Here is a 24536-nt window from a genome sequence, read left to right on the forward strand (position 1 = left end):
TTCGTTACCGCGCGTTTCAGGAAAAATAATCCCAAGGCGCCTCAAACCGGCCGTATTTCACCCGTGACTTCTCGCCTGCGACGGTTGAGTGCCCGGCGGTTTTACGGTACACTAGACGGGTACGTGAAACGGCGTCTCTGTTTCACAAAAACCGGCGTTGAAACGCTGAGATAAAGGGCTGGTGCAAGATGGATCCAGAACAATTCAAGGCGGCACTGGCGGCGGCAGACTGGCCGCATGACCCGGCACAACTCGCGCAGTTTGCGACGTATTATCGCTATCTGGTCGCGGAAAACGAGAAGATGAACTTGACGGCGTTGACCGCCGAACCCGATGTGTACCTGAAGCATTTTTACGACTCGCTCACGCTGTTGCAGGCGGCACCGGATCTCAAAAACGCGGAGCTGGCCTTGTGCGATGTCGGCGCTGGGGCGGGTTTTCCGTCCCTGCCGGTGAAAATTCTGAATCCGCAGCTGCATGTGACCATCGTCGACGCGCTTCAAAAACGGATCGATTTTCTGGCCAGGCTCACCGAGCAATTGGGCCTCGATGACGTTCAGCTGGTGCATGCGCGGGCCGAGGCGTTCGGCGCCAAGACCAGCGGCTATCGGGCGAGCTTCGATGTTGTCACGGCGCGGGCGGTGGCTCCGCTGAATGTGCTGGCCGAGCTGTGCCTGCCGCTGGTGAAAATCGGCGGGCGGTTCATCGCGATGAAGGGCAGCCGGGCGGAGCGCGAAGTCGATGCGGCGCAAACCGCGCTCGATCTGCTTGGCGGCGAGGTGACGGCCGAGCTTGATGTGACGCTGCCGGAAACTGGGGATGCACGAGGCCTCGTGGTCATCACGAAGGTCGCCAAAACGCCAGGCAAGTATCCGCGCAAGCCTGGCACGCCGGCAAAGCAACCGTTGGGCGGCAAATAGGCAAGGAGGAAAAAGACGTGGCACTTTCGTTTTTTGGGCGTAAAAAACAGGAACCAGAACGGCCGAGCGTAACTGAGATTCCGCTCGCCGATATCGTGCCGAACCGGTTTCAGCCCCGCAAAGTCTTTTCTAAAGAGGCAATCGCGGAGCTGGCTGAAACGATCAAGGCACATGGCTTGCTTCAGCCGATCGTCGTGCGCGAATACGAGCCAGGCAAATATGAGATCATCGCTGGGGAGCGGCGGTTTCGGGCCATGCAGAGCCTGAAGTTCGACACGGCGCCGGCCTTGGTCCAGAAGATGAGTGACGAGGAAAGTGCCGCGATGGCGCTGATCGAGAACCTCCAGCGTGAGGGCTTGTCCGCCATCGAGGAAGCCGAAGCCTACACCGAATTGATGACGCTGAATCACATGACGCAACAAGCCCTTGCCCAGCAGCTGGGCAAGAGTCAGTCCTTTGTCGCCAACAAGTTGCGTCTGCTCAAGCTGTCCGAAGGCGCCCAGCAGGCCATCATGAACGGCGAGCTGTCCGAGCGCCATGGCCGCGAACTGTTGCGGCTGGACGATTATCATCAGGAGCTGCTTTTGCATGAGATCTTGGCCAACGACCTAACCGTCCAAGACACGCACCAGGCCGTGGAAAAAATTCTGAATCCGGCCGCCACCACGCCGACGCCTAACACGACGCCAGACGCGCAGGCCACGGCCCAACCAAGCGGCCTGAGTGACGCTGGCGCCGGCGCCCCAACCGATGCCGCTGCGTCGTCTGCGGAACCGGCCAAGTCGACCCGCGGCCGCAAGCCGAAAAATCCCAACCGCCACCAGATCGGCGGGCGGGATGCTCGCATGGCGGTTAATACCCTGAAACAGTCGGTCGAGATGATTCGCGACTCCGGCTTCAAGGCCACCGTCAAGCAAACGGAGACCGACGACGAGCTGCTTTTCACCATCGCGATCAAGAAAGACAAGAAGTAGGAGGCACCATGGCACATATCATTGCGGTAGCCAACCAAAAAGGCGGCGTCGGCAAAACGACGACCACCATCAATCTCGGCGCGTGTCTCGCCAACGCCGGCAAAAAAGTTCTGCTCATCGATGCGGATGCGCAGGGCAATGCGACCAGCGGCGTGGGCATTCAAAAATCCCAGGTGGTCAAGGATATCTATGACGTTTTGGTCAACGAAGATCCGATCACCGAAGCGATCTTGCCGACCAGTCACAAAAATCTGTGGATCGTGCCGGCCACGATTCAGCTGGCCGGCGCCGAGATCGAACTGACCTCCCAGATGGCCCGCGAAATGCGGCTCAAGCTCGGTCTTGATCCGGTGGAAGATCAATACGATTATGTCTTGATCGATTGCCCGCCGTCGCTTGGCCAGCTGTCCATCAATGCCTTCACCGCTGCACATTCCATCTTGATTCCGGTGCAAAGCGAATACTACGCGCTGGAAGGGCTGAGCCAATTGCTCAACACCGTGCGTTTGGTCCAAAAGCATTTCAATCCAAAACTCGCGATCGAAGGGGTCCTGCTCACGATGTACGACGCCCGCACAAACTTGGGCGCGCAAGTGATTCAGGAGGTGCGGAAGTATTTTGGCGACAAAGTCTATGAAGTCGTCATTCCGCGCATCACCCGCCTGGCCGAGGCTCCAAGTTACGGCCAGCCGATCGTGGATTATGATCCAAAGTCAAAGGGCGCAGACGTTTACAACGCGCTTGCAAAGGAAGTGTTGAAGGCCCATGGCGAATAAAAATAGCAAAGGCCTCGGTCGCGGCATCGATGCCATTTTCAAGGATTTCGAAAGTCCGGATCTCAGCTTGTCCAACGTGGAGGAGCTGCCGCTGAAGGACATTCGCCCGAATCCTTACCAGCCGCGGAAGACGTTTGACGAAGAGGCGCTGGAAGAGCTCGCCGCGTCGATCAAAAACACCGGCGTTTTTCAGCCGATCATTGTGCGCCAAAGCGTTTCCGGCTATGAGATCATCACCGGCGAGCGGCGCTTCCGGGCGTCCAAAATGGCTGGCAAGGAGACCATTCCGGCGATCATCCGCACCTTCGATGATCCGGCCATGATGGAGATCGCGGTGCTGGAAAATCTGCAGCGCGAGGATCTCACGCCGCTGGATGAGGCGCAGGCCTATGACACTTTGATCAAGAAACTCAAGCTGACGCAGGCGGAAGTCTCCAAGCGCCTCGGCAAGAGCCGGCCGTATATCGCCAACTACTTGCGCCTGTTGACGCTGCCGCCGGAAGTGAAGAAGCTGCTCAACACCAACAAGCTCTCGATGGGCCAGGCGCGCACCTTGCTTTCGCTGAAGGATAAGAAGAAGATCAATGCCGTCGCGAAAAAAACGGTGGCGGATGGCCTGACCGTGCGTCAACTTGAACGGCTGATCAATCAGATGAATGCCGGCGAGGCGCGGCCGCAGCACACCGAAAAGAAGAAATCACCGTATTTGCGCGCCAGCGAGAACCAGCTGGCCGGGCGCTTTGGCACCAAGGTCAATATCGCGCAGACCCAGCGCGGTAAGGGGAAGATCGAGATCGATTTTACCGACAACAGCGATCTGACCCGCATCCTGGAATTGCTGGATGTCGACTTGAATTAACTTGCTTCTATTAGAAGGAGGGACCACGCGATGTATGACTTACACGACCACGTCCTGATGAAAAAGGCGCATGCCTGCGGGACCAATGATTGGGAGATCATCCGGCTGGGCATGGACATCAAGATCCGGTGTTCGGACTGCGGCCACATCGTGATGATGAGTCGCCATGATTTTGACCGGAAAATGAAAAAGATCCTGAGCCACGCTGCCGAGGCAGAAGGCTAAACCAAACAGAAAGCGTGAAGATCACTTATGGCTTTAACAGCAGGTATCGTTGGCTTGCCCAACGTCGGTAAATCCACCTTGTTCAACGCAATCACCAAAGCGGGCGCGGAAATGGCAAACTACCCATTTGCCACGATCGACCCGAATGTCGGCATGGTCGAAGTGCCGGACGCACGGCTGACGCGCATCGATGAATTGATTCCGGCCAAGAAGATCGTCCACACGACCTTCGAGTTCACAGACATCGCCGGCATCGTCAAGGGCGCCTCGAAAGGGGAAGGCCTCGGCAACAAGTTTTTGGAAAATATTCGCCAAGTCGATGCGATCGTCCATGTCGTCCGGGCGTTTGATGACGACGAGATCACCAGCGTCACCGGCAAAGTCGACCCGATCGACGATATCGAGACCATCAACTTGGAGCTGGCCATCGCCGATCTGGACGCCATCAACAAGCGTTACGCCAAGGTGGAAAAAGTTGCCCGCACCAAGGACAAGGCGGCGCTGGCCGAATTTGCGGTCCTGCAGAAGATCAAACCGGCCCTTGAAGAAGGCAAGCCGGTGCGCGCCTTGGACTTCAATGAAGATGAGCAAAAGATCGTGAAGGGGCTCTTCCTGTTGACCTCAAAGCCCGTGCTGTATGTGGCCAACATTGCCGAAGACGACATGGCCGACCCAGAGCAGTCGCCTTACGTGAAGCAGATCGAGGATTACGCGGTGCAAGATGGCGCCGAGGCGCTGGCCATTTCCGCGAAGACCGAAGAAGAGATCGCCGAGCTCGATGATGACGAAAAGGCCGATTTCCTGGAAGCGGAAGGCGTCACCGAACCTGGTCTGGACAAATTGATTCGCGCCAGCTATCATCTGCTGGGGCTGGCCACGTTCTTCACGGCTGGCGGCCCTGAGACCCGGGCCTGGACGTTCAAGCAGGGCATGAAGGCGCCGCAAGTAGCCGGCGTCATTCATTCCGATTTTGAACGCGGCTTTATTCGCGCCGAGACCGTGTCCTTCGCGGATCTCGACAAATTCGGCTCGATGCAGGCGGTTCGCGAAGCTGGACGCCTGCGCTCTGAAGGCAAGGAATATGTCGTGCAAGACGGCGACATCATCGAATTCCGCTTCAATGTATAGGGGGAACAAAATTGGCAGAGAAAGACTTGAACCAAGAGGAACCAAAGACGACACCGGATGTCGCGCCTGAAGAGACCGCTAAGCAAGCCGCAACGCCTGACACGGCGGCTGAAGCGGAAACGACGACCCAGACCACGCCTTCGGAAGCAGCGCCCCAAGACGCGCCGGCAACCGAGACTGATACCGAAACGGACGCCCCGCAAACAACGGCGGAGGTGCGCGCCCAATTGGCCGAGCAAGAAGCCGACGCCAAGCCAGCGGGCCGCAATGCCAGCCGCGCTCAGAAACAGGCGGAAAAGCATGCCGCAGCCAAGGAAGCGGAAGTCGCAGACGCCGCCCTGGCCGAGGCCTCTGTGTCCGAGATGCTGGGCCAACTGACCCGCAAAAACGACGAGTACGTCTTCAAGCTGCGTCGCCAGATGACCGAAAGTGCGCTTTCGGATGAGCGGCAGGAACAGATTCTCAAGGATATTTTGCCTGAGATCCTGACCGCCCAGCGCAAGGGCCAACCGGCAACGGCGCTGTACGGCCCTGTTTCCGCAAAGGCCTCTGCATTGATCTATGCGCCAAAGCCGATCAAAAAGGCGCCCCTGTGGCTCTCCATGATCGATATCTCGCTGATCTTCATGGCGATCTTGGCCTTGGTCAACGGGGTGATGATGTACTTCGTGAAATCCAAAGATGCCGGCACCACCCAGGGCATCATTCCGCTTTTGATGATGTCCATCACAGCCGGCGTGATCTTCGCCTATTACAACGACTGGAGCATTCGCCCCAAGGATCAACGGCCAAAGTTCTGGCTGCTGATCTTGGCGGGCATCGTGGTCTTCATGGTCGGCTCCATCATCTCCGGCGTCTCGGCCCTGATTCCAGGCCCGTTGACACATGGCATGCCGTTCTGGGGTTACCTGATCGCCGCTGCGCTGTCGTACGGCATCCACTACCTGCTCAAGCGCCGTTATCACCTGCCAGGCTTGGTCGGTGGGGCCTTAGCCGCAACCAACAGAAACGCCAAGTAATGACTGTAAGCGTTCGGGATTTTTCCGAACGCTTTTTGTGTCGAAAAATTATTGGCGGAATAAAAACCGAACGAGTTGCGAATTTTCGGCGGATCCGCGGGACCTCGTTCGGTCTTTCTACGCTAAAATGAGGGCTTTATCATTTTAAAAGGGCGCTGCACCGGCTTTTTCCCACGGTTCGTCAGAAAAAATTGACGGGTTTTGGCGAAAATGCTACGATGGTCAACAACAAAATCGAAAGAGGGCCTTCCACTTGTCTAATTGGGATACGAAGTTTGCACGTCGCGGATTTACGTTTGATGATGTCTTATTGATACCGGCCGAGAGTCATGTTTTACCGCAGGATGTCGATCTTTCTGTCCAACTTGCAGACAATTTGAAACTGAATATCCCGATCATTTCCGCGGGGATGGATACTGTCACGGAAGCCGACATGGCGATCGCAATGGCGCGCCAAGGCGGCCTTGGTGTCATCCACAAGAACACCACCATTGAAGAGCAGGCAGACGAGGTGTTGACCGTCAAGCGCTCTGAAAATGGGGTCATCGCCAATCCATTTTTCCTGACGGCCAGCGACCCTGTCACGGCGGCCACGGAACTGATGATCAAGTACCGCATTTCTGGCGTGCCGATCGTCGATGACAAGGACTCGCGCCTGCTCACCGGCATCATCACCAACCGCGACTTGCGCTATGTGGAAGATCACAGCGTTGCGATCGGTACCGTGATGACCAAGGACCACCTGATCACCGCTCCGACCGGCACGAGCCTCAAGGAAGCCGAAGCGATCCTGCAGAAATACAAGATCGAGAAGCTGCCGCTGGTCGATCCTCAGGGCCGCTTGTCCGGGCTGATCACGATCAAGGATATTGAAAAAGTCGTCGAGTTCCCGAATGCGGCCAAGGACGAACACGGCCGCTTGCTGGTCGCCGCCGCTGTTGGCGTCACCTCAGACACCTTCGAACGCGCCCAGGCCTTGCTTGATGCCGGTGCCGATGCAATCGTCATCGATACCGCGCATGGCCATTCCGCAGGCGTTTTGCGGAAAATCGCTGAGATCCGCGCCCACTTCCCGCATGCGACCCTGATCGCCGGCAATGTGGCCACCGCAGAAGGCGCCGCGGCGTTGTATGACGCTGGCGTCGATGTCGTCAAAGTCGGCATCGGCCCTGGCTCGATCTGCACGACCCGCATCGTCGCCGGTGTCGGCGTCCCTCAATTGACCGCCGTTTATGACGCGGCCACGGAAGCTCGCAAACGCGGCAAGGCCATCATCGCAGATGGCGGGATCAAGTATTCCGGCGATATCGTGAAGGCACTGGCTGCCGGCGGTTATGCCGTGATGCTGGGCTCCATGCTGGCGGGCACGACCGAAGCCCCTGGCGACATGGAGATCTACCAAGGCCGCCGCTTCAAGACCTATCGCGGCATGGGTAGCCTCGGGGCGATGGAGCAGGCGCATGGCTCCAAGGACCGCTACTTCCAAAGCGGCGTCAACGAAGCCAAGAAGCTCGTTCCAGAAGGCATCGAAGGACGCGTGGAATACAAGGGCGCCTTGGCCGATGTGATCTATCAAATGGATGGCGGCCTCCGCTCGGGCATGGGCTATGTCGGCGCGCCAAACATCCAGGCACTGCAAGACAACGCCCAGTTCATCCAGATCTCAAACGCTGGCCTGCGCGAAAGCCATCCGCATGACGTGCAGATCACCAAGGAAGCACCAAACTATTCGATCAAGTGATCGATCATTGAAAACACCGAAGCCGGGGTCCCGGTCTCGGTGTTTTTTTGCGTGGAGAGATCATTGCCAGTATTTTGAACCGCGTGCTATGATGGGCGCAATCAAATGGGAGGTGTCTATGATGCCGCAGATCTATTTTCTGTGTACGGGGAATTCGTGTCGGAGTCAGATGGCTGAGGGATTTGCGCGCCACTATTTCGGCCGTGATTGGCAGGTCGCCAGCGCGGGCATTGAAGCCCATGGAGTGAACCCGCTGGCGGTGCGCGTCATGGCCGAAGCCGGCATCGGGATCACCGGTCAAACGTCAAAGAAGCTCGACCCGGAGTCTCTCGCACAAAGCGACCTTGTCGTGACGTTATGCGGGGATGCACGCGACCGTTGTCCGGTGACACCGCCCAGTGTCCGCAAGATTCATTGGCCGCTGCCAGATCCTGCCCAGGCGACGGGAAGTGAGGATGAGGTCATGGCGGTATTTCGGACGGTTCGTGACGAGATCGACAAACGGGTCCACGAACTGGCGAACCAGGTGGCACCATCTAGTTGAAAATAAACACGCTTTGATGCATAAGTCGAGGCGCTTTTTTGACCCTGCGTGTGAGTGCGGTGGCCACCGAAAAAGGCGGCGCACGCACGAAAATAAACTAATTAAACAAAAACGAGATAACTTGTATATTCTGTTCAAAATCGCTATCCTATCACTAACAGACAAGGAGGGACGCGATGCTTTCAGAGGATGAACGCAAAGATGATCTATTGACGCGCATCGATCAGGTGCTGGTGCGCGACGGCCTCAGTGGGTTGACCATGGGCACGCTGGCCAAACGCGTGGGCGTCAGTCGGGGCAAGCTGTATTTGTATTTTGAGTCGAAAGAAGCGGTGATCGAGGCAGTCGTTGCGCGGCAGCTCGCGATCATCGAGGCGGCCAGTGCTGGCAAAAATGAGGCGTTGGCGCTGCGCCTGATGGATGAATTGACAGTCCTGACGGCGGGGAGCCCTCTTTTCCTCAGTGACCTGATGCAACAATATCCGCGGCAGGGCGCCCGTCTCAACCGCGCCTTGAATGAGTGGCAGACGCAACTGGCTGATGAGCTGCAGACCGGTATCAACAAAGGCCGCCTGCAAGCCATCGACCCGGTCTTGCTGATCCGTGTGGTGAAGGCCGGTGTCGGGGACTTGCTCGCCGATCCGCGGTTTGGCGGCGATGCGGCGCGCGAGACGCTCACGGGCTTGCTTCAACTCCAACTCGTGGCGCTGGTTGGGCCGGACAAAGCGGCCAAGGCCCTTGCCAAGCCCAAGCTCCAACAACGCCTCAGCCAACTCGCGACGCAATTGGCGGAACGCTATCCGCAATGACGGCCTGCCTTTTTAAATTTTCTGGAAAGTTTTCACTGAATCCAGCGGCGCCGCGGTTTTTGTGGTGCGGTCTGGTACAATGAACTTGCAACGCACACCCATTTTTCCAAGGAGATCGTGCTAATGAAAATTCTGATCGTTGACGATGACAAAGAGATCGTCGAATTATTGAGTATCTATGTGCAAAATGAAGGGTATGACCCAGTCCTCGCGTACAGCGGCAAAGAGGCGATCACCAAGCTCGCCACCAATCCGGACATCGCGCTGATGATCTTGGACATCATGATGCCGAATATGTCGGGCATCGATGTGGTCAAGCAGGTCCGCAAAGACAGCGAACTGCCGATCATCATCGTGTCGGCGAAGACTGGCGACATGGACAAGATTCGCGGCCTCATTACCGGCGCGGATGATTACGTGACGAAGCCGTTCAATCCGCTTGAAGTAATGGCGCGGGTGAAGAGCCTGCTGCGGCGCACCGAGGGCAAGGTAACTAACGACGAGCCCGATGTCCTGGAAGTCGGCCCGCTGACCATCAAAAAAGACAGCCATGAAGTCACCACGCTGACTGGCAAACAGATTCAGTTGACCGCGCTGGAATTTGGCATTTTGTACCTGTTGGCCAGCCATCCGAACCGTGTTTTTTCGGCCGACGAGATCTTCGAGCGCGTCTGGCAACAGGAGTCGATCGTATCCGCGAAAACGGTCATGGTCCATGTCTCGCATTTGCGCGATAAGATCGAAGAAGCCACAGACGGCGAAAAAGTGATCGAGACCGTCTGGGGCGTCGGCTACAAAGTCGAGGCCTGATCATGGGCGAGAAAGTGCGCCTGACCGGCAAGGAGAAATCCGAGCTGTGGATCGAAGGGGTCGTCACGGTGATCTTACTGCTGATGCTGAACTTCGCGGTCCTGGTCCTGCTCAAGCAGGTCATCGCGATGAATCAGAATCTGCAAAACTCGATCTGGGGCATCAAAAATGTCCTGACCTTTGGCGACGGCGAGCACATTTGGAGCTGGCGGTATCTGTTCATCTGGCTGATGCTGTTGGCCGACGCCATTGTGGTGTATTGGCGGCTGATCAGGCGGTACCGCCAAATTCAGATGCGCCATGTCATTCGCGAGCTGCATTACATCGCGGATGGCCATTTGGATCACCGGATTCGCTTTGCCGTCAACACCGACCTGCAAAAGGTGATCAATTCGATCAATGCGCTGGTCGAGTCGACCGTGGGCTCTATGGAAGAAGAGCGGCGCATGGAGCAAAGCAAAGACGAGCTGATCACCAATGTCTCGCATGACATTCGCACGCCTTTGACCTCGATCATCGGCTACCTGGGCCTGATCGAGGATCGCCAGTACCGCAGCGACGAGGAGCTGTTGAAATACACCCATGTCGCGTACCTCAAGGCCAAGCAAATGAAAGTCCTGACCGACGACCTTTTTGAATACACCAAGGTCCGCCAGACTACGACGCCGCTGAATACCACCGAATTCAACATGGTCGCGATGCTCGAACAGCTCGCCGCCAGCTTTGAGCTTGAGGCGCAAAAAAAACAGATCGCGATCTCGGTATCGGGCAAACCGGATCCGCTGATGATGGAAGCCGACACGGAAAAACTCGGCCGTGTGTTCAACAACTTGATCGTCAATGCGCTGAAATACGGGCAAGGCGCCAAGCATATTTTCCTCACCGCCGAACGCATCGGCTCCGAAGTTGTCGTGAAAGTGTCCAATGATGGCGCCCAGATTCCAAATGATTCACTGAGTCAATTATTCGACCGCTTCTATCGCGTCGAGGAATCGCGCTCACAGGAAACTGGCGGCACTGGCCTGGGCCTGGCGATCGCGCAAAGTATCGTCACCTTGCACGGCGGGTACATCTACGCCGACTCCACCCCCGAGCTCACCTCGTTTGTCATGCATTTACCGCTTAAAGTCGGCCAGCCGCTTGAAAAAAAGTCGGCGCCGGCCAACCCACAGAAGGAGTTATGATCTTGAGTAAAAAATTCTGGCGTCACCTGGCCACTTTGGCCGCAGCAGTTCTTCTCGGCTTTGGCGGCATCGCCACCACCAGCGCGGCGGCGCCGGTTGCGGCTGCCGAGACTAGCGTGGACATCAACGCCAAGGCCGCACTTGCCATCGATGAAGCAAGCGGCAAGGTGCTTTACGCGAAAAATGCCGACACGCCACTGCCCATCGCCTCAATGACCAAAATGATCTCCATTTATCTGGTCCTGCAGGCGATCAAGAACGGCGACCTGAAATGGACAGATACGTTGACACCAGACAGCGGCATCTACAAGATCTCCCAGGACACCTCGCTTTCAAACGTCCCGTTGCGGGCGGACGGCAAATATACCGTAAAGGAGCTGTATCAAGCCAGTTTGATCTACTCGGCCAATGCGGCGATGATGCTGCTGGGGAATGGCGTGGCCGGCACCCAGGTGAAATTTGTCGACATGATGCGCGATCAGCTCAAGAAGTGGGGCATCAACGACGCCACCATCGTCAACGCGACCGGCCTGACCAACAACGCCTTGACCGCCGACCGCTATCCCGGCACCGGCGAAAATGACGAGAACACCATGACGGCCAAGGACTTGGCGCAAGTCGCTCAGCACCTGCTCAAGGATTTTCCCGAAGTCCTCGACACGACCAGCATTCCGACCATGACCTTCCGCGCCGGCACCAGTGATGCGACGCGCATGGACAGCTTCGATTGGATGCTCAAAGGCCTGATCTCCGCGCGCACCGAGTTGCCGGTCGATGGCCTCAAGACCGGCACCACCGATGCGGCGGGTGACTGTTTTACCGGCACGGTGAAAAAAGATGGCCACCGCATCATCACCGTGGTCATGCACGCCAATGGCAGTAAGACGACCCGGCGTTTTGACGAGACCACCAAGCTCATGTCCTACGCGCTGAATAACTGGAAACAAATGACTGTTTTGAAAAAAGGACAGGCCATCAAGGGGTCGACCAACTACACGGTGCCAAAGGGGAACACGACCTCTTTGAAGGCGGCGGCCGATAAGACCATCACGCTGTGGGTGCCAAAGTCCACAACGGCCCAGGACATCACCATCGCGACAAAAAAGACAGCCATCGTTGGCAAAAAGAATGAACTCGAGGCCCCAGTCAAAAAAGGGACAACAGTTGCCGGTTTGACCATCACCGTCAAAGGCGATACGCTAGGTTATGTGAACGGCGGAAAGACTGAAACGGCCTCCGTCAAATTGGCTCACGGCACCGCAAAAGCAAACTTCTTCGTGCTTTTGTTCCGCGGCATCGGCGATTTCTTCAGTAATCTCTTTTAAGCTAGAAGCGTGCCGATCACACGGCGCGCTTTTTTTCTGGGGTGCGGCGCGGGGCGGGTCGCTTTGACTGCACCGCTGTAAAGGAAGGTTGAACATGGTCACATATCATGACATCACACCCGATGGCCTCAAAAAGTTAAAGGCGGAAGTGATTCTCTTACAAGCGGAGCGGCCTCGGCGCATCAAGGCCCTGGCAGACGCCCGCGCACTCGGCGACCTCTCGGAAAACGCGGACTACAGCGCCGCCAAACGCGACCTGCGCCACCTGGAAAGTCGCCTACGTTACCTGGACAAACTGATCAGGTACGCCCAAGTCGTCACAGCCGGCCCAACCGACATCGCGGGCCTGGGCATGCACGTGACCCTCAGATTTGAAGACGATGACGACCTAGAAGTCTATCACCTAGTCGGCCAAGCCGAAGCCAACATGGCCCCAGGCAACATCGCCATCAACTCCCCACTAGGCCGCGCCATCGCAGCCCGCAAAGTAGGCGACACCGTCACAGTAGAAGCCCCAAGCGGCGCCTACCAAGTGACCGTGGTGAAGCTGGAAGCGTGAAGATAGGCAGGGAAGGGTTTAAGTCGTCATGGAAACTGATTGGCGGCTTTTGAAGTAGGCGGTGTTTCAACGGAATGAACATTACTTACTCAAATGAAGAAAATTCAGTCTCACAGGGTCCGAGTGAAACCTGACTGAGGCAATTCTCCTCCAGTCTGGACGCAAAATTTTGGCATGGCGAGCAGTATCTCCAGTGTGCGATATGAGGGTGGGCTCCGGCCAGAAACGGCTCAGCCCCCTCGTCGGCGTTAGCGGCTGTGCCGCTTACGCCGAAAGTGAGCTTTAAGACCGCGCACTTCGCGGGCTTAAAGTCACTTGGGAGCGTTCCAGCCGATTTCTGGCCGGAGCCCACCCGGGCGTTTACACCAAACGTTTTTCCCACCAGCTAAAGAGCTCAGCCTGCTATGGTATAATCGACGCAGTAGTTTGAAACTCAATTACGTAGATAAGGAGCCTTCATATGGCAATCTCTTTGAACGCGTGCATTCTTTTACTCAAAGAACATCACCTGCTGAAAAGCAGTGCAGTCCAAAACGACATCAACACAGAAATGACCGGCATCGCGTATGACTCACGCAAAGTCTCCGGCCCGAGCCTGTTCTTCTGCAAAGGCGCGAAGTTCCGGCCAATCTATCTCTCGATGGCCAAAGACAACGGGGCCATCACCTATGTCGCTGAAAAGCCATACGTGGAAGGCAATGGCATGAACGCCCTGATCGTCGTCAACATCACCAAGGCGATGGCGATCTTGAGTGCGGCCTTTTATGATTTTCCGCAAGACGACCTGTTCGTCATTGCATACACCGGCACCAAGGGCAAGACGACCTCGGCTTATTTCACGCGCGGCATCCTGGAACAGGCCCATCCGAAGCGCGTCGCCCTGTTTTCCACGATCGATCGGATCATCGGCCCGAATCCGGATCAGCGGTTCAAGTCGGATCTGACCACGCCGGAAAGCATGGATCTGTTCCACGACATGCGTCAAGCAGTCGACAATGGCATGACGCACCTCGTGATGGAGGTCTCCAGCCAGGCGTATCTGCGCAACCGTGTGTTTGGCCTGACGTATGACGTTGGCTTTTTCCTCAACATCACGCCGGATCACATCGGCCCCAACGAGCATCCGACCTTCGCTAATTACCTGCACAACAAGATGCAGCTGCTGGTCAACTCGCGCAAGGTCGTGATCAATGCGGAGACCGAGCATTTCGACGAAGTGTATGCCGCGGCGATGACAACGACCTATCCGGACAGTATCTATCTGTTTGCATCGGCCGGCTTTACGCCAAAACGCGATGATCTTGATATTGATTTTCGCTTCGAGAGCCAGACCTTGTCGACGACCCGCAGCCAGTTCACCCTGGTGCCGGCGTCCGACAAAGCCGCGGCCCTGAATGTTGGCGGCCAGTATCATCTGAGCCTCATCGGCGACTTCAACGAAAGTAACGCCACCGCCGCGATCATCGGGGCTGGTCTGGCTGGCGTCGATAATCGCAGCGCCGTCCCTGGCATTGCCGACGTCACCATTCCTGGCCGCATGGAGCACCAGGAGATTCCGGGCCACGGGGTCACATATGTCGATTATGCGCATAACTATGCGAGTGTGCAGGCCTTGCTGCATTTTCTCAAGGCGGAGTACCATGATCCGGCCATTCGCGTGGTCATCGGGGCGCCTGGCGACAAAGGGGTCTCCCGTCGCGCCGATTTTTCAAAAGTGCTCAGTGAATATGCCACCGAGGCGTATTTGACCACCGATGATCCGGGCTACGAGGATCCGGCGAAAATTGCCAGCGAGATCGATGCCGGAATCGATCATGACAAGGTCACGGTCCACATCGAACTCGACCGGGCCAAGGCGATTCGCGAGGCCATCGAAGCCAGCGGGCCAGATGATGTCGTCGTGGTTGCGGCCAAAGGGGCGGATCCGTATCAAAAAGTGCGCGGCGTCGATACCCCATGGCCGATGGATCTTGTTGTGGTCGGGCAAGTCGCGGACACGCTGAAAGAAGGCAATTAGATGGAGCGATTTTTCACCGTGATCGGCGGCATGGGGACCCCGGCCACCAATAGCTACCTGCGCCTGCTCACCGAGCGGACCCACGCGACCAAGGATCAGGATTACATGGATTACATCTTGGTCAACCATGCCACGGTGCCGGATCGCACCACCTACATCCTCGATCACAGCCAGCCGAGCTTTTACCCGGACCTGTTGTCGGACATTCAGCAGCAGAGCCTTTTGAAGCCTGATTTCATGGTGATGGTCTGCAACACCGCGCATTATTTTTACGATGAGCTCCAGGCCGCAACGACCGTGCCCCTGTTGCACATGCCGCGCCAAGCCGTGCGGACCCTGTGCAAGCAGTATCCAGATGAGCGGAAAATTGGCCTGATCGCGACGCAGGGCACCATCGCCGATGGCATCTATGCGCACGAACTTCAGGAAGCCGGCCGCGACGTCGAATTGGGCGATGAAGCCCTGCAGGCGATGGTCACGGACCTGATCTACAATTACGTCAAGGCCAAGGGCGAAGTCAACGCACCGCTGTATCATCAGATTCTCAAGACGATGCACGACCAATTCGGCGTGAACGTGATCGTGCTGGGCTGCACCGAGCTTTCTTTCGCCCAGGAAAAAGCCCCGGATCACCCGTATCACGTGGTGGACGCCCAAAGCATCATCGCCGACGAAACACTGGCACTCGGCCGCGCCTTTCGCACCAGCAAGGATGCCGGGGATAAGATGCTGGCAGAGTTGATGAAGTAGAGCTTTTGTCGCTGACTAGTTTCGGCCTGGATGGCTAGGGTTAACCAAGTAAATCAGATTCAGACACGCGACTGCTTCATTGGGTCGCGTGTTTTTTGTTGGGACGGTTCAGTTAGTTGGTGATCGTAGGATGAGGGGTTTCGAACAGACTGCTGAAAATAGAAAGCTGCTTCAGAGAAAAACCGTTTCTATTGCTGATTGTATTGTGGTGGAACCGGTAGATTGGCGTTTGGCATTTAGACAGTCTGTCCTATCAATGTTCAATGTAAGGGTGGGCGCCGGCCAGAAATGGCTCAGCCCCCTCGTCGTTGTTAGCGGCTGTGCCGCTTACAACGAAAACGAGCTTTGAGACCGTGCTTTTGGCGGGCTCAAAGTCGTTTGTCCGCTCTACTCCGGTCGCCAGCCAGTTCTGGCCGGCGCCACCCGGGGGCCAACGAACACTGAACGAATTAGCCCCGCTGTGTATGCTAAAATAGACCCCAAAGGAAGTGGTTCCAGTGGCCCATTTGACCGGACCGACAGATACGACCCAACTGAAGGATGGGACGCAGATTCCCATCATGGCGTTTCATGCCACAGATGCTGACACGCTGGCGCAAGCACAGGCGGCGGGCTTTACCCATTTTGTCCTCGCCACCCCAGATGACCTCGTGCCCACCTCGGCGCAAACAACCGTCACCATACTGGGCAAAGCGGTGTCCTCATCCGCGACAATAACGCCAACGCTAACAATTCCAGTCCCAACGGCACCCAACACGCCCGCATCGCCCGCTGTGCCCGTCGTGTGGCGCCGCCTTGACCTGCTTCACCAGGATGCGGCCGGGCGCGCGGAAGATCGCGACGCCGGCCAAGTGACAGTGGTGACCGACCTATTTTTCAACGGGCAGCTGAATCAGCTCAAACCCTTACGCAAAATGGCGGCGCGGTTCCAGAAGTTGCCTGAGCAACTCGCGCTTCGCTGGGCTTTGGAGCACGGGCTCCTGCCGGTCGTGGATAGCCAGTGGCTCACCCCGGCGCAGGCCACCGCAATATTTGATTTCGAATTGAGTTTTCAAGACATGCAGGTGCTCGACGCCTTGGATGGCCGGATCTTCAAGCCTAGCCGCTACCAGATTCCGGCCGCCGAACGCGCCGCGACGCACCGCCAGGAAAATGAGGCAAAACACCATGACTGAATTGACACCAGAGCAGATCGACGTCCAATATGCCTACGATGGGCCGCTGGGGCCAACGTACCGCAAGACCTTCACCCGTTTTCGGCTGTGGGCGCCGACCGCCCGCGCCGTGACCCTGAAGCGCTATGCCGACGCGACGCCGGACAGCGTGCTGGAAGAGACGATCGCCATGATGCGCGGCGATCAGGGCGTGTGGACGGTCGATATTGTCGGGGATATGCGCGGCACGGTCTACACATTTTCCGTGGTGCATGCCGACGAGACGCGCGACGACCTGTTTGACCCGTATGCCAAGGCGGCGATCGTCAACGGCAAGCGCTCAGTAGTCCTTGCGCCTGAAGACACGGTGCCGGCCAACTGGGGCGCACGGCTGCCGGCTTTTTCCAGTCCGGTGGATGCGGTGATCGTGGAGGCGGACATTCGTGATCTGTCCATCGCTGAAAATAGTGGGATAAATCACCGCGGGCAGTACCTCGGCCTGACGGAAGCAGACACCCGCACCCCGCGTGGCGCCGTCAGTGGCCTCGCCTATTTGAAGGCAAGCGGCGCCACGCATGTGCAGTTGATGCCGATCTATGATTTCGCGACCGTCGACGAGACCAAGCCGGACGTGCCTCAGCAAAATTGGGGCTATGACCCGCTGAATCACAGCGTTCCGGAAGGCAGTTATGCGACGGATGCCACGAATCCGGCGACCCGCATCAAGGAACTCAAGACAATGATTCAGACGCTTCACAACAACGGGTTGCGCGTGATCATGGACGTCGTGTACAACCACGTCTTTGATGCGGCGACCCACGCGCTGGGGAAAGTTGAGCCGGGCCACTTTTTCCGCCACAATGCGGATGGCAGCCTTTCCGATGGCACCGGGACCGGGAATGATTTTGCCTCCGAGCGGGTGATGGCCCGCAAATACATCGTCGACAGCGTGCGCGATTGGGCAAAAGACTACCAGCTCGACGGGTTTCGCTTCGATCTGATGGGCATTCTGGACGTGGCGACCATGCAGGCCGTGCGCGCGGCGCTGGATGAGATCGACCCCAGCATCATGGTGCTCGGCGAAGGCTGGGACATGGCCACGCCGCTGCCGACTGCGCAAAAGGCGATTCAGGCCAACGCCAGTCGCTTGCCGCACATCGCGTTTTTCAATGACGATTTGCGCGACCTGGCCAAGGGGGATGTGTTCATCGCCAGCAACCCCGGCTTTGTCAGTGGCGCCGGCAATGGGGCGGCCCTTGCGCCTCAGATGATGGGGCAGGTGGCGGTGCCTGCACTGAAGGGTCGGTATCTTGGTCCCGACCAGGTCATCCAGTATGTGGAAGCGCACGACAATTTGACCCTGTACGACAAACTGACCGCAGTCGCGCCGGATGAGCCGGATGCGACCCGTGTGCGGCGGGCGCTTTTGGCGATCAGCATCGTGCTTCTTGCGCAAGGCGTGCCATTTTTGCAGCTCGGCCAAGCCTTCATGCGCACCAAGGACGGCGACGACAATTCGTATCGCTCCGGCGACGCGGTCAACGCGATCGACTGGGACCGCCAGCTGCAATACCCCGCCGCCGTCGCTTATGTCCATGCACTGATTCAGCTGCGGCGCGCCCATCCCGCACTGCGCCAGCCCGATGCCAACGCCTTATTGGAAAATGTGGCGCCATTGGTGGCCACGGCGCAGCTTGTCGCCTACCAAACGACCAGCGGCAACGAGACCATGATCATCGCCGTCAATGCCAGCGACCAGCCGCAACAGCTGACCGTTCCCGCCGGCGAGTATACCGTCTTGGTCGATGATGCGACGGTGGTCGACGCGCCTCAGCTTCAGGCAACGACCACCCTGACCGTGGCGCCCCTCAGCGCCTTGGTCGCAGTGGCGGAGGCCCGTCATGCTTGAGGCGCAGGTGGTCTTAGGCGTGGACATCGGCACCACCAGCACGAAGGTGGCCGCATTTGGCGCCGATGGAACGCTGTACGCCGAAGCCGAGCACGGCTACCCAATGGCGGAAGACGTCACAGGCAAAGCCGAACAGAATGCGGATGCGATCGTTTTGGCAGTCGTGGCCGGCCTGCGCGATATGGCGGGAAAAATCGCCCCAGGCCGGATCAGCGGGCTCAGTTTTTCCGCCGCGATGCATAGTCTCTTGCTTCTGGACAAGGCGGGCCACCCATTGGCCCCGCTGATGACCTGGGCAGACAATCGGCCCGCCGAGGCAACGGAGACGCTGAAGGCCCGGCCGGATGCGGCGACGATCTTCGCCCGGACCGGGGTGCCGCTTCATCCGATGGCGCCCCTCAGCAAATTGCTGTGGCTTCGGCAAACGCAACCGGCGCTGTTGAATCAGGCCGTGCGTGTGTGCGGCATCAAGTCCTATGTGCTGTTGGCGTTGGGCGGCGACTATGTGATCGATCGCTCACTGGCCAATGCGACGGCGCTGTTTGACCTGCACACGATGGACTGGGCGGATGATCTGGTGGCATTGGCCGGCATTTCGCGCGCCCAGTTGCCACAGCTGGTCGAGCCCACTGCGGAAGTGGGGCGGCTGGCGGATGCGGTGGCCGAACAGACTGGCTTGCCGGCAGGACTGCCGTTGTTTGCGGGCGCGAGTGACGGCTGTTTGAGCACGCTTGGGGCGGGGGCCGCGACGGCCGGACGCCTCGCGCTTTCGGTTGGCACGTCCGGCGCGGTGCGCGTGATGACGGAAAAGCCGGTGCAAGATCTCGGCGGCCGACTTTTCACCTATTATCTGGGACAGGATCAATGGGTGCTGGGTGGCCCGCTGAATAATGTGGCCAATGCCTTGGCGTGGCTGCGCGACTTGGTCGGGGCGGGCAGCGTCGAAGTGTTGACCCAAGCCGCTGGGACCCGGCCAGTTGGGGCCAACGGGTTATTATTTTTACCTTATCTGGCCGGGGCTCGCGCGCCGTTGTGGACGGCCGAGGCGCGCGGCGCCTTTTTGGGGCTTGCGCGGCAACACACGCAAGCGGATATGGCCCGCGCCGTGATGGAAGGCATCGGGTTTGCGCTGCTGGATGTCGCCGAATTGATGTGGCCATTGATAGGCGAAATGGATCTGATCACAGCCACCGGCGGCTTTACCCAAAGCGCGCTGTGGCGGCAGATCGTCGCGGATATCTTTGGCCTGCCACTGGCGGTTCAAGCCGGCGGGCAGGCGGCGGCCTTGGGCGCAGCCGCGATCGGCATGCAGGCCTTGAATTGGGTCGTGGCAGCCGAAGACGTGGTCCCGCCAATCACAGGTGCCGTCACCCAACCGGATCCGGCGCGCCATGCCGCGTATCGCCAATTGTTTCATCTGTGGCATCAGGCCAGCCGCCAAAACGAGGCGACCGCAGCGGCCCTTGCGGCGATTCAGCGCCAGCCGCTGTTGTAGCACGCGCGGATCGCGGATATGGTATGCTGAGCCTATCAATTTTCAGAAAGCAGGGACATGATGTACGAGTCTTCAAAGCGCTCGCATGTGAGCGAGGCAGTGGCTGCCGTTTTTCCCAAAGAAGTGACCGATCAGTTGTTTGACGTGCTTCACCTCATGAGCAAAGCCGATCAGCTGGTCACGGCGCCGGTTGCGGTGTTTTTCTCCGATGATCATGATGAGGACGAGATGTACGCGATGATCGTTCAGGGCGACTTGGCGCCGGCCCAGGAATTTCCGCTGACTTACAGTGGCGACAAGCCGTTTCTCGGCCATGGCTACATTCTGATCGCCAAGGACAAGCCGAAGACGATCTACCTGGATTTCAGCGAAGCCAACGATCTCAGTCAGCTCAACCAAAAATAAGTGGAACGCTGCGTGCCTCGGTGCGCGGCGCTTTTTTTCGGAAGGGGGACAAATGTCGTTTTTGGGTCCGACATGTAAGTGTCTCAAGCGCCAGGTCCGCACTTTGGACCAGGCGCTTGAGGCCCTAGCTGCTCGGACCCGGACATTTGGCCCACGACACTGCTATGATATTGGTGCGCTAGACAGAAACTGGGACAAAAGTTTTCCTAGTTTCCTTTTTTTCGGACTTTTCGCCGGTGGGCCGCCTCACCGAGCTGAAAAAAATCGGGTGGGGCACTGGCATTTTCTGCAAACCTCGGGTAATATAGAATTATTAATCGTAACTGTTACTGTTTTGGAGGGATGATATGACGGCGCCATTATTGACCGTCGACCACCTGAGCTTCGGCTTCCGCGATCGGCCGCTTTATGAAGATCTCAGTTTTACCCTGCCGCGGGGCTCGATGACCAGTCTCATCGGGGCCAACGGGGTGGGCAAGACTACGCTGGTGCGCCTGTTGATGGGCGAGCTGCAGCCAACCGCCGGGACGATCACGTTCACGGCTGACATGAAGCTGGGCTACGTGCCGCAATTTCGCAACATCGATAGCGAATTTCCGCTGACCATTGCGAGCTTCGTGCAGCTCAATCAGCTGGGCCACGGTTTTCCATGGCACACCAAGCGGGAAAAAGCGGCGCTGCATCAGGCCCTGACGCAGACCCACTTGCTCGAGCGGCGAACGCTCGCCATGGGCCGGGCATCCGGTGGGGAAAAGCAAAAGGCGTATCTGGCCCAGGCGCTGTTGACGCAGCCAAACTTTTTGATTCTCGACGAGGCGACGGCCAGCCTGGACGTCAACACGAAAGAAGAGTTGATGGGCTTAGTCAAGGAGCTCAACGAAACGCTGGGCCTCACTGTTCTATTTGTCACGCATGACCTCGGCTTGGCCAAGGCTTACACCGATCAATACCTGCTACTGACGCCAGGGCATTACGAGATGCGGGCCACCGCCCAGATGGATATCGCGACGATGCCGGATGAGCTCAAAAGCGGCGAGGAAGAGGAGGCGGCGCACTGATGTTCACGTATGACTTTATGCAAAATGCGTGGCTGGCGGCCACCTTCATCGCGATCACGACTGGCATTGTCGGGGTCTTTGTCACTGCGCGGGGGATGTCGTTTCTCGCCCACACGCTGTCGGAAGTCGGCTTTGCCGGCGCCGCCTTTGCCGTCTTCGTCGCAATACGGCCACTGGATGGCATGCTGCTGTTCACGATTTTGGCCAGCCTGACCGTGGGCAAACTGTCCGTCAAACAGTCGCGGCGGGAGGCCTCGATCTCGGCGGTCTCAAGCGTCTTCATCGGCCTTGGCATCCTGTTTCTCTCGCTCTCCAACGAAAGCTCGAGTTACGCGACGACGATTCTGTTCGGCAGCATCATCGGCATCTCGCGCCAGGATGTGTGGCAGCTGGTCGCGCTGGCCGCCGGGGTGCTTCTGACAATGGGCTTTGGTTACCGCAAATTGGCCTTCGATTCATTTGATGCGGTGGGCGCGCGGGCCCAAGGCGTTCGCGGCAACTGGATCTCGATCTATTTTCTCCTGATCCTCGCGATCTCCGTGTCGATCGGGGCACAGATCGTCGGGTCGTTGCTGGTGTTTATCCTGTTGACCTTGCCGCCGTCTGTTGCCAAATACCTGGGCCGCACGCTGCCGCAGATGCTGGTGATCTCCGTTGCGGCCGGTTTGATCGGCGTGTGGGCTGGCCTGGCGCTGGGGTACCTCACCAACTGGCCGGTGACGTTCTTCATCGCGGCGATCGAGTTCGTTTTCTACTTCATCGCGCTTGGGGTGCATCGGTTGCGGGACTAATGTGGCACACACTTTGAGGGATAGCGGAAGATGGCGGTCCCACCCCTCAGTTTGAGCCCTTAACTGCCTCATCGAATGGCTATCCATGAACACGAGACCTGTAAATACAAAAAGACCGTTCAGCTGCAAATCGCACGCTGAACGGTTTTTTACGTACATTGAGAGCGGTATCGGCTAGATTACCCGATCAAGCCCTCGAGTTCGTTGAGGCGGCTTTCGAATAGCGCGAAGGCGTCTTCTAGGTAGTCTGGCTTGGTCATGTCGACGCCGGCTGCTTGCATGGTGTCGATCGCGTATTTCGAGCTGCCGGATTTAAGGTAGCCGAGGTACTGGTCAACGGCGCCCGGGACGCCATCGTTGATGCGGCCGGCCAGAGTTGAGGCCGCAGCGAAGCCAGTCGCGTATTGATAGACGTAATACTGGCGGTAAAAATGCGGGATGCGTGCCCATTCCAGGGCAATCTCTGGGTCTTTTTCCACGTCCGGGCCATAATAGCGGGCATTAAGCTCCCCGTAAAAGGCGGACATGGATTTGCCGGTGAGTGGGCGTTGGTGCTGATCCTGCTGATGGATCCAATGCTCGAATTCAGTGAACTGGGTCTGGCGGAAAATGGTGCCCTTAAAGCCGTCCAGATAGTGGTTCAGAATGTACGCGCGGACTTTCGGATCCGTTTGGGTCTTCAGAAAATAGTCCGTCAGCAGGTTCTCGTTTGTGGTCGAGGCGATCTCCGCCACGAAGATCGGGTAATCCCCGTAAACATACGGCTGGTTGTGGCGCGTGTACCAGCTATGCACGGAATGGCCGCTTTCGTGGACCAACGTGAACAGCTCATCCAGCGAGTCGTGCCAGTTCAGCAACATGAATGGGTTTGTATCATAAGCCCCACCGGAATAGGCGCCTGAGCGCTTGCCCTGATTTTCCACGACATCGATGTAGCGGTTGTCGTAGATCTCGGTCAAATGGGCCTGATAATCCTCGCCCAGGGGTGCCAGGGCCTTTTTCGCTTCGGCCTTGGCCTCGTCGATCGTGTAGGTCAACGGCGGCTCGCCGGTCAGCGGGACGTACATGTCATACATGTGCAGGTCGTCCACCTTGAGCAGGCGTTTGCGCAGCGCGACATAACGATGCAGGAGTGGCAGATGGGCCTCCACTTCATTGACCAGCGTTTCGTAGACGGCTTCCGGAATGTGGTTATTGCTCATTGCGGCCTGGCGCGCGCTATCGTAATGATGGGCGCTGGCGCGGAAGTTGTCGGCCTTCACGGAGCCGGTGAGGGTCTGCGCAAACGTGTTTTCCAATTGGCCGTATGACTTGTACAAGGTCTGGAAAACATCCTTGCGCACGCGGCGGTCAGTCGAGCTGATCAATTCGCCGTATTTGCCATGCGACAGCTGGACTTCGTTGCCATCCTTGTCGGTGATCGTTCCGAATTCGATGTCCGAGTTATTCAAAATGTTGAAGGTGGCACTGCTTGCGCCGAGCGCATCGGCCGCCGCGGAAAGCAAGGCTTCTTCGGAACTCGTGCGGATGTGGGCGCGGTTGGCGGTGATGCCATCGATGAAATGACGATAGCCAGCCAGCGTTTCGTTGGCATCTAGCCAAGCGGTCAGGTCAGCGGCTGGAATCGCCAAGATCTCAGGTTCCATGAAGGCGAGTTCGCTGTTCACGGAAGCCAGGGTGGAAGCCGCGCGTGCCTTCATGGCCTGATAGACGGCGTTGCCGGTATCCTGGTCGCTTTTCAGGCTGGCATAGACATAAACGGTCTCCAGCTGGCGGTAAACGGCCAAGATCGTAGTGATCCCATTGGCCAGCGTATCAGCGTCAGTCGCAAGTGTGCCGGCCAAAGCGCTGGCTTTTTTGCCGCTGGCCTGCACGTCGGCGAGGGCTTGCTCCCAGGCATCATCAGTTGGAAAAATCGTGGTCAGGTCCCAAGTCGATTCGGTTGGGACAGCATCGCGAGTGGGTAGTTGTTGCATCAAGACATCTCCTCTATTTCTAATAATAATCTAATTGTAACATTGCCGCTCGCCCGTTGCACCACGGCATTCGTTCGCTTTTGACCCGCCAGCGAATTTTGCCGACAG

The 24536-nt window shown here is 57.7% G+C and carries 23 protein-coding genes; 22 read left to right on the top strand and 1 reads right to left on the bottom strand.

The features are described 5' to 3' along the window. The first annotated feature begins 188 nt into the window (after positions 1-188). The 22 genes from rsmG (at position 189) to JUE67_RS03950 (ending at position 22452) form a co-directional block, all read left to right on the top strand. Complete coding sequence (gene rsmG / locus JUE67_RS03845) at positions 189-920, top strand: 16S rRNA (guanine(527)-N(7))-methyltransferase RsmG (protein WP_203626226.1); 732 nt, start codon at positions 189-191, stop codon at positions 918-920. 17 nt (positions 921-937) lie between these two features. Then, entirely contained in the window at positions 938-1894 is a 957-nt protein-coding gene (locus JUE67_RS03850) for a nucleoid occlusion protein (protein WP_203626225.1), read from the top strand. 8 nt (positions 1895-1902) lie between these two features. Beyond that, positions 1903-2670, top strand: a complete 768-nt coding sequence (locus JUE67_RS03855; RefSeq protein WP_125696637.1) for a ParA family protein — start codon at positions 1903-1905, stop codon at positions 2668-2670. Beyond that, entirely contained in the window at positions 2660-3529 is an 870-nt protein-coding gene (locus JUE67_RS03860; RefSeq protein ID WP_203626224.1) for a ParB/RepB/Spo0J family partition protein, read from the top strand. Before JUE67_RS03855 ends, JUE67_RS03860 begins: the two co-directional genes overlap by 11 nt. A 30-nt stretch (positions 3530-3559) precedes the next feature. Then, on the top strand, positions 3560-3754 hold the full coding sequence (locus tag JUE67_RS03865) for a DUF951 domain-containing protein (protein WP_203626223.1): 195 nt from the start codon (positions 3560-3562) through the stop codon (positions 3752-3754). A gap of 27 nt (positions 3755-3781) precedes the next feature. Next, entirely contained in the window at positions 3782-4882 is a 1101-nt protein-coding gene (gene ychF, locus JUE67_RS03870) for a redox-regulated ATPase YchF (RefSeq protein ID WP_203626222.1), read from the top strand. An 11-nt stretch (positions 4883-4893) separates the two neighbouring features. Then, positions 4894-5901, top strand: a complete 1008-nt coding sequence (locus JUE67_RS03875; RefSeq protein ID WP_203626221.1) for a DUF1129 domain-containing protein — start codon at positions 4894-4896, stop codon at positions 5899-5901. Between the two features lie 253 nt (positions 5902-6154). After that, entirely contained in the window at positions 6155-7642 is a 1488-nt protein-coding gene (gene guaB, locus JUE67_RS03880) for an IMP dehydrogenase (protein ID WP_203626220.1), read from the top strand. A gap of 121 nt (positions 7643-7763) precedes the next feature. Then, a complete protein-coding gene (gene arsC / locus JUE67_RS03885; protein WP_203626219.1) occupies positions 7764-8186 on the top strand; it encodes an arsenate reductase (thioredoxin) in 423 nt (140 codons plus the stop codon). A gap of 176 nt (positions 8187-8362) precedes the next feature. Then, on the top strand, positions 8363-8995 hold the full coding sequence (locus tag JUE67_RS03890) for a TetR/AcrR family transcriptional regulator (RefSeq protein ID WP_203626218.1): 633 nt from the start codon (positions 8363-8365) through the stop codon (positions 8993-8995). Between the two features lie 123 nt (positions 8996-9118). Further along, a complete protein-coding gene (gene croR, locus JUE67_RS03895; protein ID WP_125696630.1) occupies positions 9119-9805 on the top strand; it encodes a response regulator transcription factor CroR in 687 nt (228 codons plus the stop codon). Positions 9806-9819: 14 nt separating this feature from the next. Then, positions 9820-10989, top strand: coding sequence for a sensor histidine kinase (locus tag JUE67_RS03900; protein WP_505744153.1), 1170 nt, complete (start codon positions 9820-9822; stop codon positions 10987-10989). Between the two features lie 2 nt (positions 10990-10991). Beyond that, a complete protein-coding gene (locus JUE67_RS03905; protein WP_225877872.1) occupies positions 10992-12314 on the top strand; it encodes a serine hydrolase in 1323 nt (440 codons plus the stop codon). 94 nt (positions 12315-12408) lie between these two features. Beyond that, entirely contained in the window at positions 12409-12873 is a 465-nt protein-coding gene (greA, locus tag JUE67_RS03910; RefSeq protein ID WP_203626216.1) for a transcription elongation factor GreA, read from the top strand. Between the two features lie 460 nt (positions 12874-13333). Continuing rightward, a complete protein-coding gene (locus tag JUE67_RS03915) occupies positions 13334-14890 on the top strand; it encodes a UDP-N-acetylmuramoyl-L-alanyl-D-glutamate--2,6-diaminopimelate ligase (RefSeq protein ID WP_203626215.1) in 1557 nt (518 codons plus the stop codon). After that, a complete protein-coding gene (locus JUE67_RS03920; protein ID WP_203626214.1) occupies positions 14891-15640 on the top strand; it encodes an aspartate/glutamate racemase family protein in 750 nt (249 codons plus the stop codon). 497 nt (positions 15641-16137) lie between these two features. Next, on the top strand, positions 16138-16815 hold the full coding sequence (locus tag JUE67_RS03925; protein ID WP_203626213.1) for an aldo-keto reductase family protein: 678 nt from the start codon (positions 16138-16140) through the stop codon (positions 16813-16815). After that, the gene (gene pulA / locus JUE67_RS03930) at positions 16808-18703 is read left to right on the top strand and encodes a type I pullulanase (RefSeq protein ID WP_203626212.1); all 1896 of its coding nucleotides are present in this window, start codon (positions 16808-16810) and stop codon (positions 18701-18703) included. Before JUE67_RS03925 ends, pulA begins: the two co-directional genes overlap by 8 nt. Then, positions 18696-20198, top strand: coding sequence for a gluconokinase (locus JUE67_RS03935; protein WP_203626211.1), 1503 nt, complete (start codon positions 18696-18698; stop codon positions 20196-20198). Before pulA ends, JUE67_RS03935 begins: the two co-directional genes overlap by 8 nt. A 60-nt stretch (positions 20199-20258) precedes the next feature. After that, positions 20259-20603, top strand: a complete 345-nt coding sequence (locus JUE67_RS03940) for a hypothetical protein (RefSeq protein WP_203626210.1) — start codon at positions 20259-20261, stop codon at positions 20601-20603. A gap of 347 nt (positions 20604-20950) precedes the next feature. Then, positions 20951-21661 (top strand): metal ABC transporter ATP-binding protein, encoded by a 711-nt coding sequence (locus tag JUE67_RS03945; RefSeq protein ID WP_203626209.1) that lies wholly within the window; start codon positions 20951-20953, stop codon positions 21659-21661. Continuing rightward, the gene (locus JUE67_RS03950) at positions 21661-22452 is read left to right on the top strand and encodes a metal ABC transporter permease (RefSeq protein ID WP_125696620.1); all 792 of its coding nucleotides are present in this window, start codon (positions 21661-21663) and stop codon (positions 22450-22452) included. Before JUE67_RS03945 ends, JUE67_RS03950 begins: the two co-directional genes overlap by 1 nt. Before the next feature lie 179 nt (positions 22453-22631). Here JUE67_RS03950 and pepF read toward each other — a convergent pair whose 3' ends face one another. Next, the gene (pepF, locus tag JUE67_RS03955; RefSeq protein ID WP_203626208.1) at positions 22632-24428 is read right to left on the bottom strand and encodes an oligoendopeptidase F; all 1797 of its coding nucleotides are present in this window, start codon (positions 24426-24428) and stop codon (positions 22632-22634) included. Positions 24429-24536: the final 108 nt, after the last annotated feature.

Origin of the sequence: Lacticaseibacillus mingshuiensis (assembly GCF_016861785.1) — a bacterium.
Lineage (GTDB): Bacteria > Bacillota > Bacilli > Lactobacillales > Lactobacillaceae > Lacticaseibacillus > Lacticaseibacillus mingshuiensis.

Bases quoted from the DNA above. Each gene is read 5' to 3' on its own strand.
- JUE67_RS03950 (WP_125696620.1), top strand. From the start codon at position 21,661: ATGTTCACGTATGACTTTATGCAAAATGCGTGGCTGGCGGCCACCTTC.
- rsmG (WP_203626226.1), top strand. From the start codon at position 189: ATGGATCCAGAACAATTCAAGGCGGCACTGGCGGCGGCAGACTGGCCG.
- JUE67_RS03855 (WP_125696637.1), top strand. From the start codon at position 1,903: ATGGCACATATCATTGCGGTAGCCAACCAAAAAGGCGGCGTCGGCAAA.
- arsC (WP_203626219.1), top strand. From the start codon at position 7,764: ATGCCGCAGATCTATTTTCTGTGTACGGGGAATTCGTGTCGGAGTCAG.
- JUE67_RS03890 (WP_203626218.1), top strand. From the start codon at position 8,363: ATGCTTTCAGAGGATGAACGCAAAGATGATCTATTGACGCGCATCGAT.
- JUE67_RS03920 (WP_203626214.1), top strand. From the start codon at position 14,891: ATGGAGCGATTTTTCACCGTGATCGGCGGCATGGGGACCCCGGCCACC.
- JUE67_RS03865 (WP_203626223.1), top strand. From the start codon at position 3,560: ATGTATGACTTACACGACCACGTCCTGATGAAAAAGGCGCATGCCTGC.
- greA (WP_203626216.1), top strand. From the start codon at position 12,409: ATGGTCACATATCATGACATCACACCCGATGGCCTCAAAAAGTTAAAG.
- pepF (WP_203626208.1), bottom strand. From the start codon at position 24,428: ATGCAACAACTACCCACTCGCGATGCTGTCCCAACCGAATCGACTTGG.
- croR (WP_125696630.1), top strand. From the start codon at position 9,119: ATGAAAATTCTGATCGTTGACGATGACAAAGAGATCGTCGAATTATTG.
- pulA (WP_203626212.1), top strand. From the start codon at position 16,808: ATGACTGAATTGACACCAGAGCAGATCGACGTCCAATATGCCTACGAT.
- ychF (WP_203626222.1), top strand. From the start codon at position 3,782: ATGGCTTTAACAGCAGGTATCGTTGGCTTGCCCAACGTCGGTAAATCC.
- JUE67_RS03915 (WP_203626215.1), top strand. From the start codon at position 13,334: ATGGCAATCTCTTTGAACGCGTGCATTCTTTTACTCAAAGAACATCAC.
- JUE67_RS03935 (WP_203626211.1), top strand. From the start codon at position 18,696: ATGCTTGAGGCGCAGGTGGTCTTAGGCGTGGACATCGGCACCACCAGC.
- JUE67_RS03860 (WP_203626224.1), top strand. From the start codon at position 2,660: ATGGCGAATAAAAATAGCAAAGGCCTCGGTCGCGGCATCGATGCCATT.
- JUE67_RS03945 (WP_203626209.1), top strand. From the start codon at position 20,951: ATGACGGCGCCATTATTGACCGTCGACCACCTGAGCTTCGGCTTCCGC.
- JUE67_RS03940 (WP_203626210.1), top strand. From the start codon at position 20,259: ATGTACGAGTCTTCAAAGCGCTCGCATGTGAGCGAGGCAGTGGCTGCC.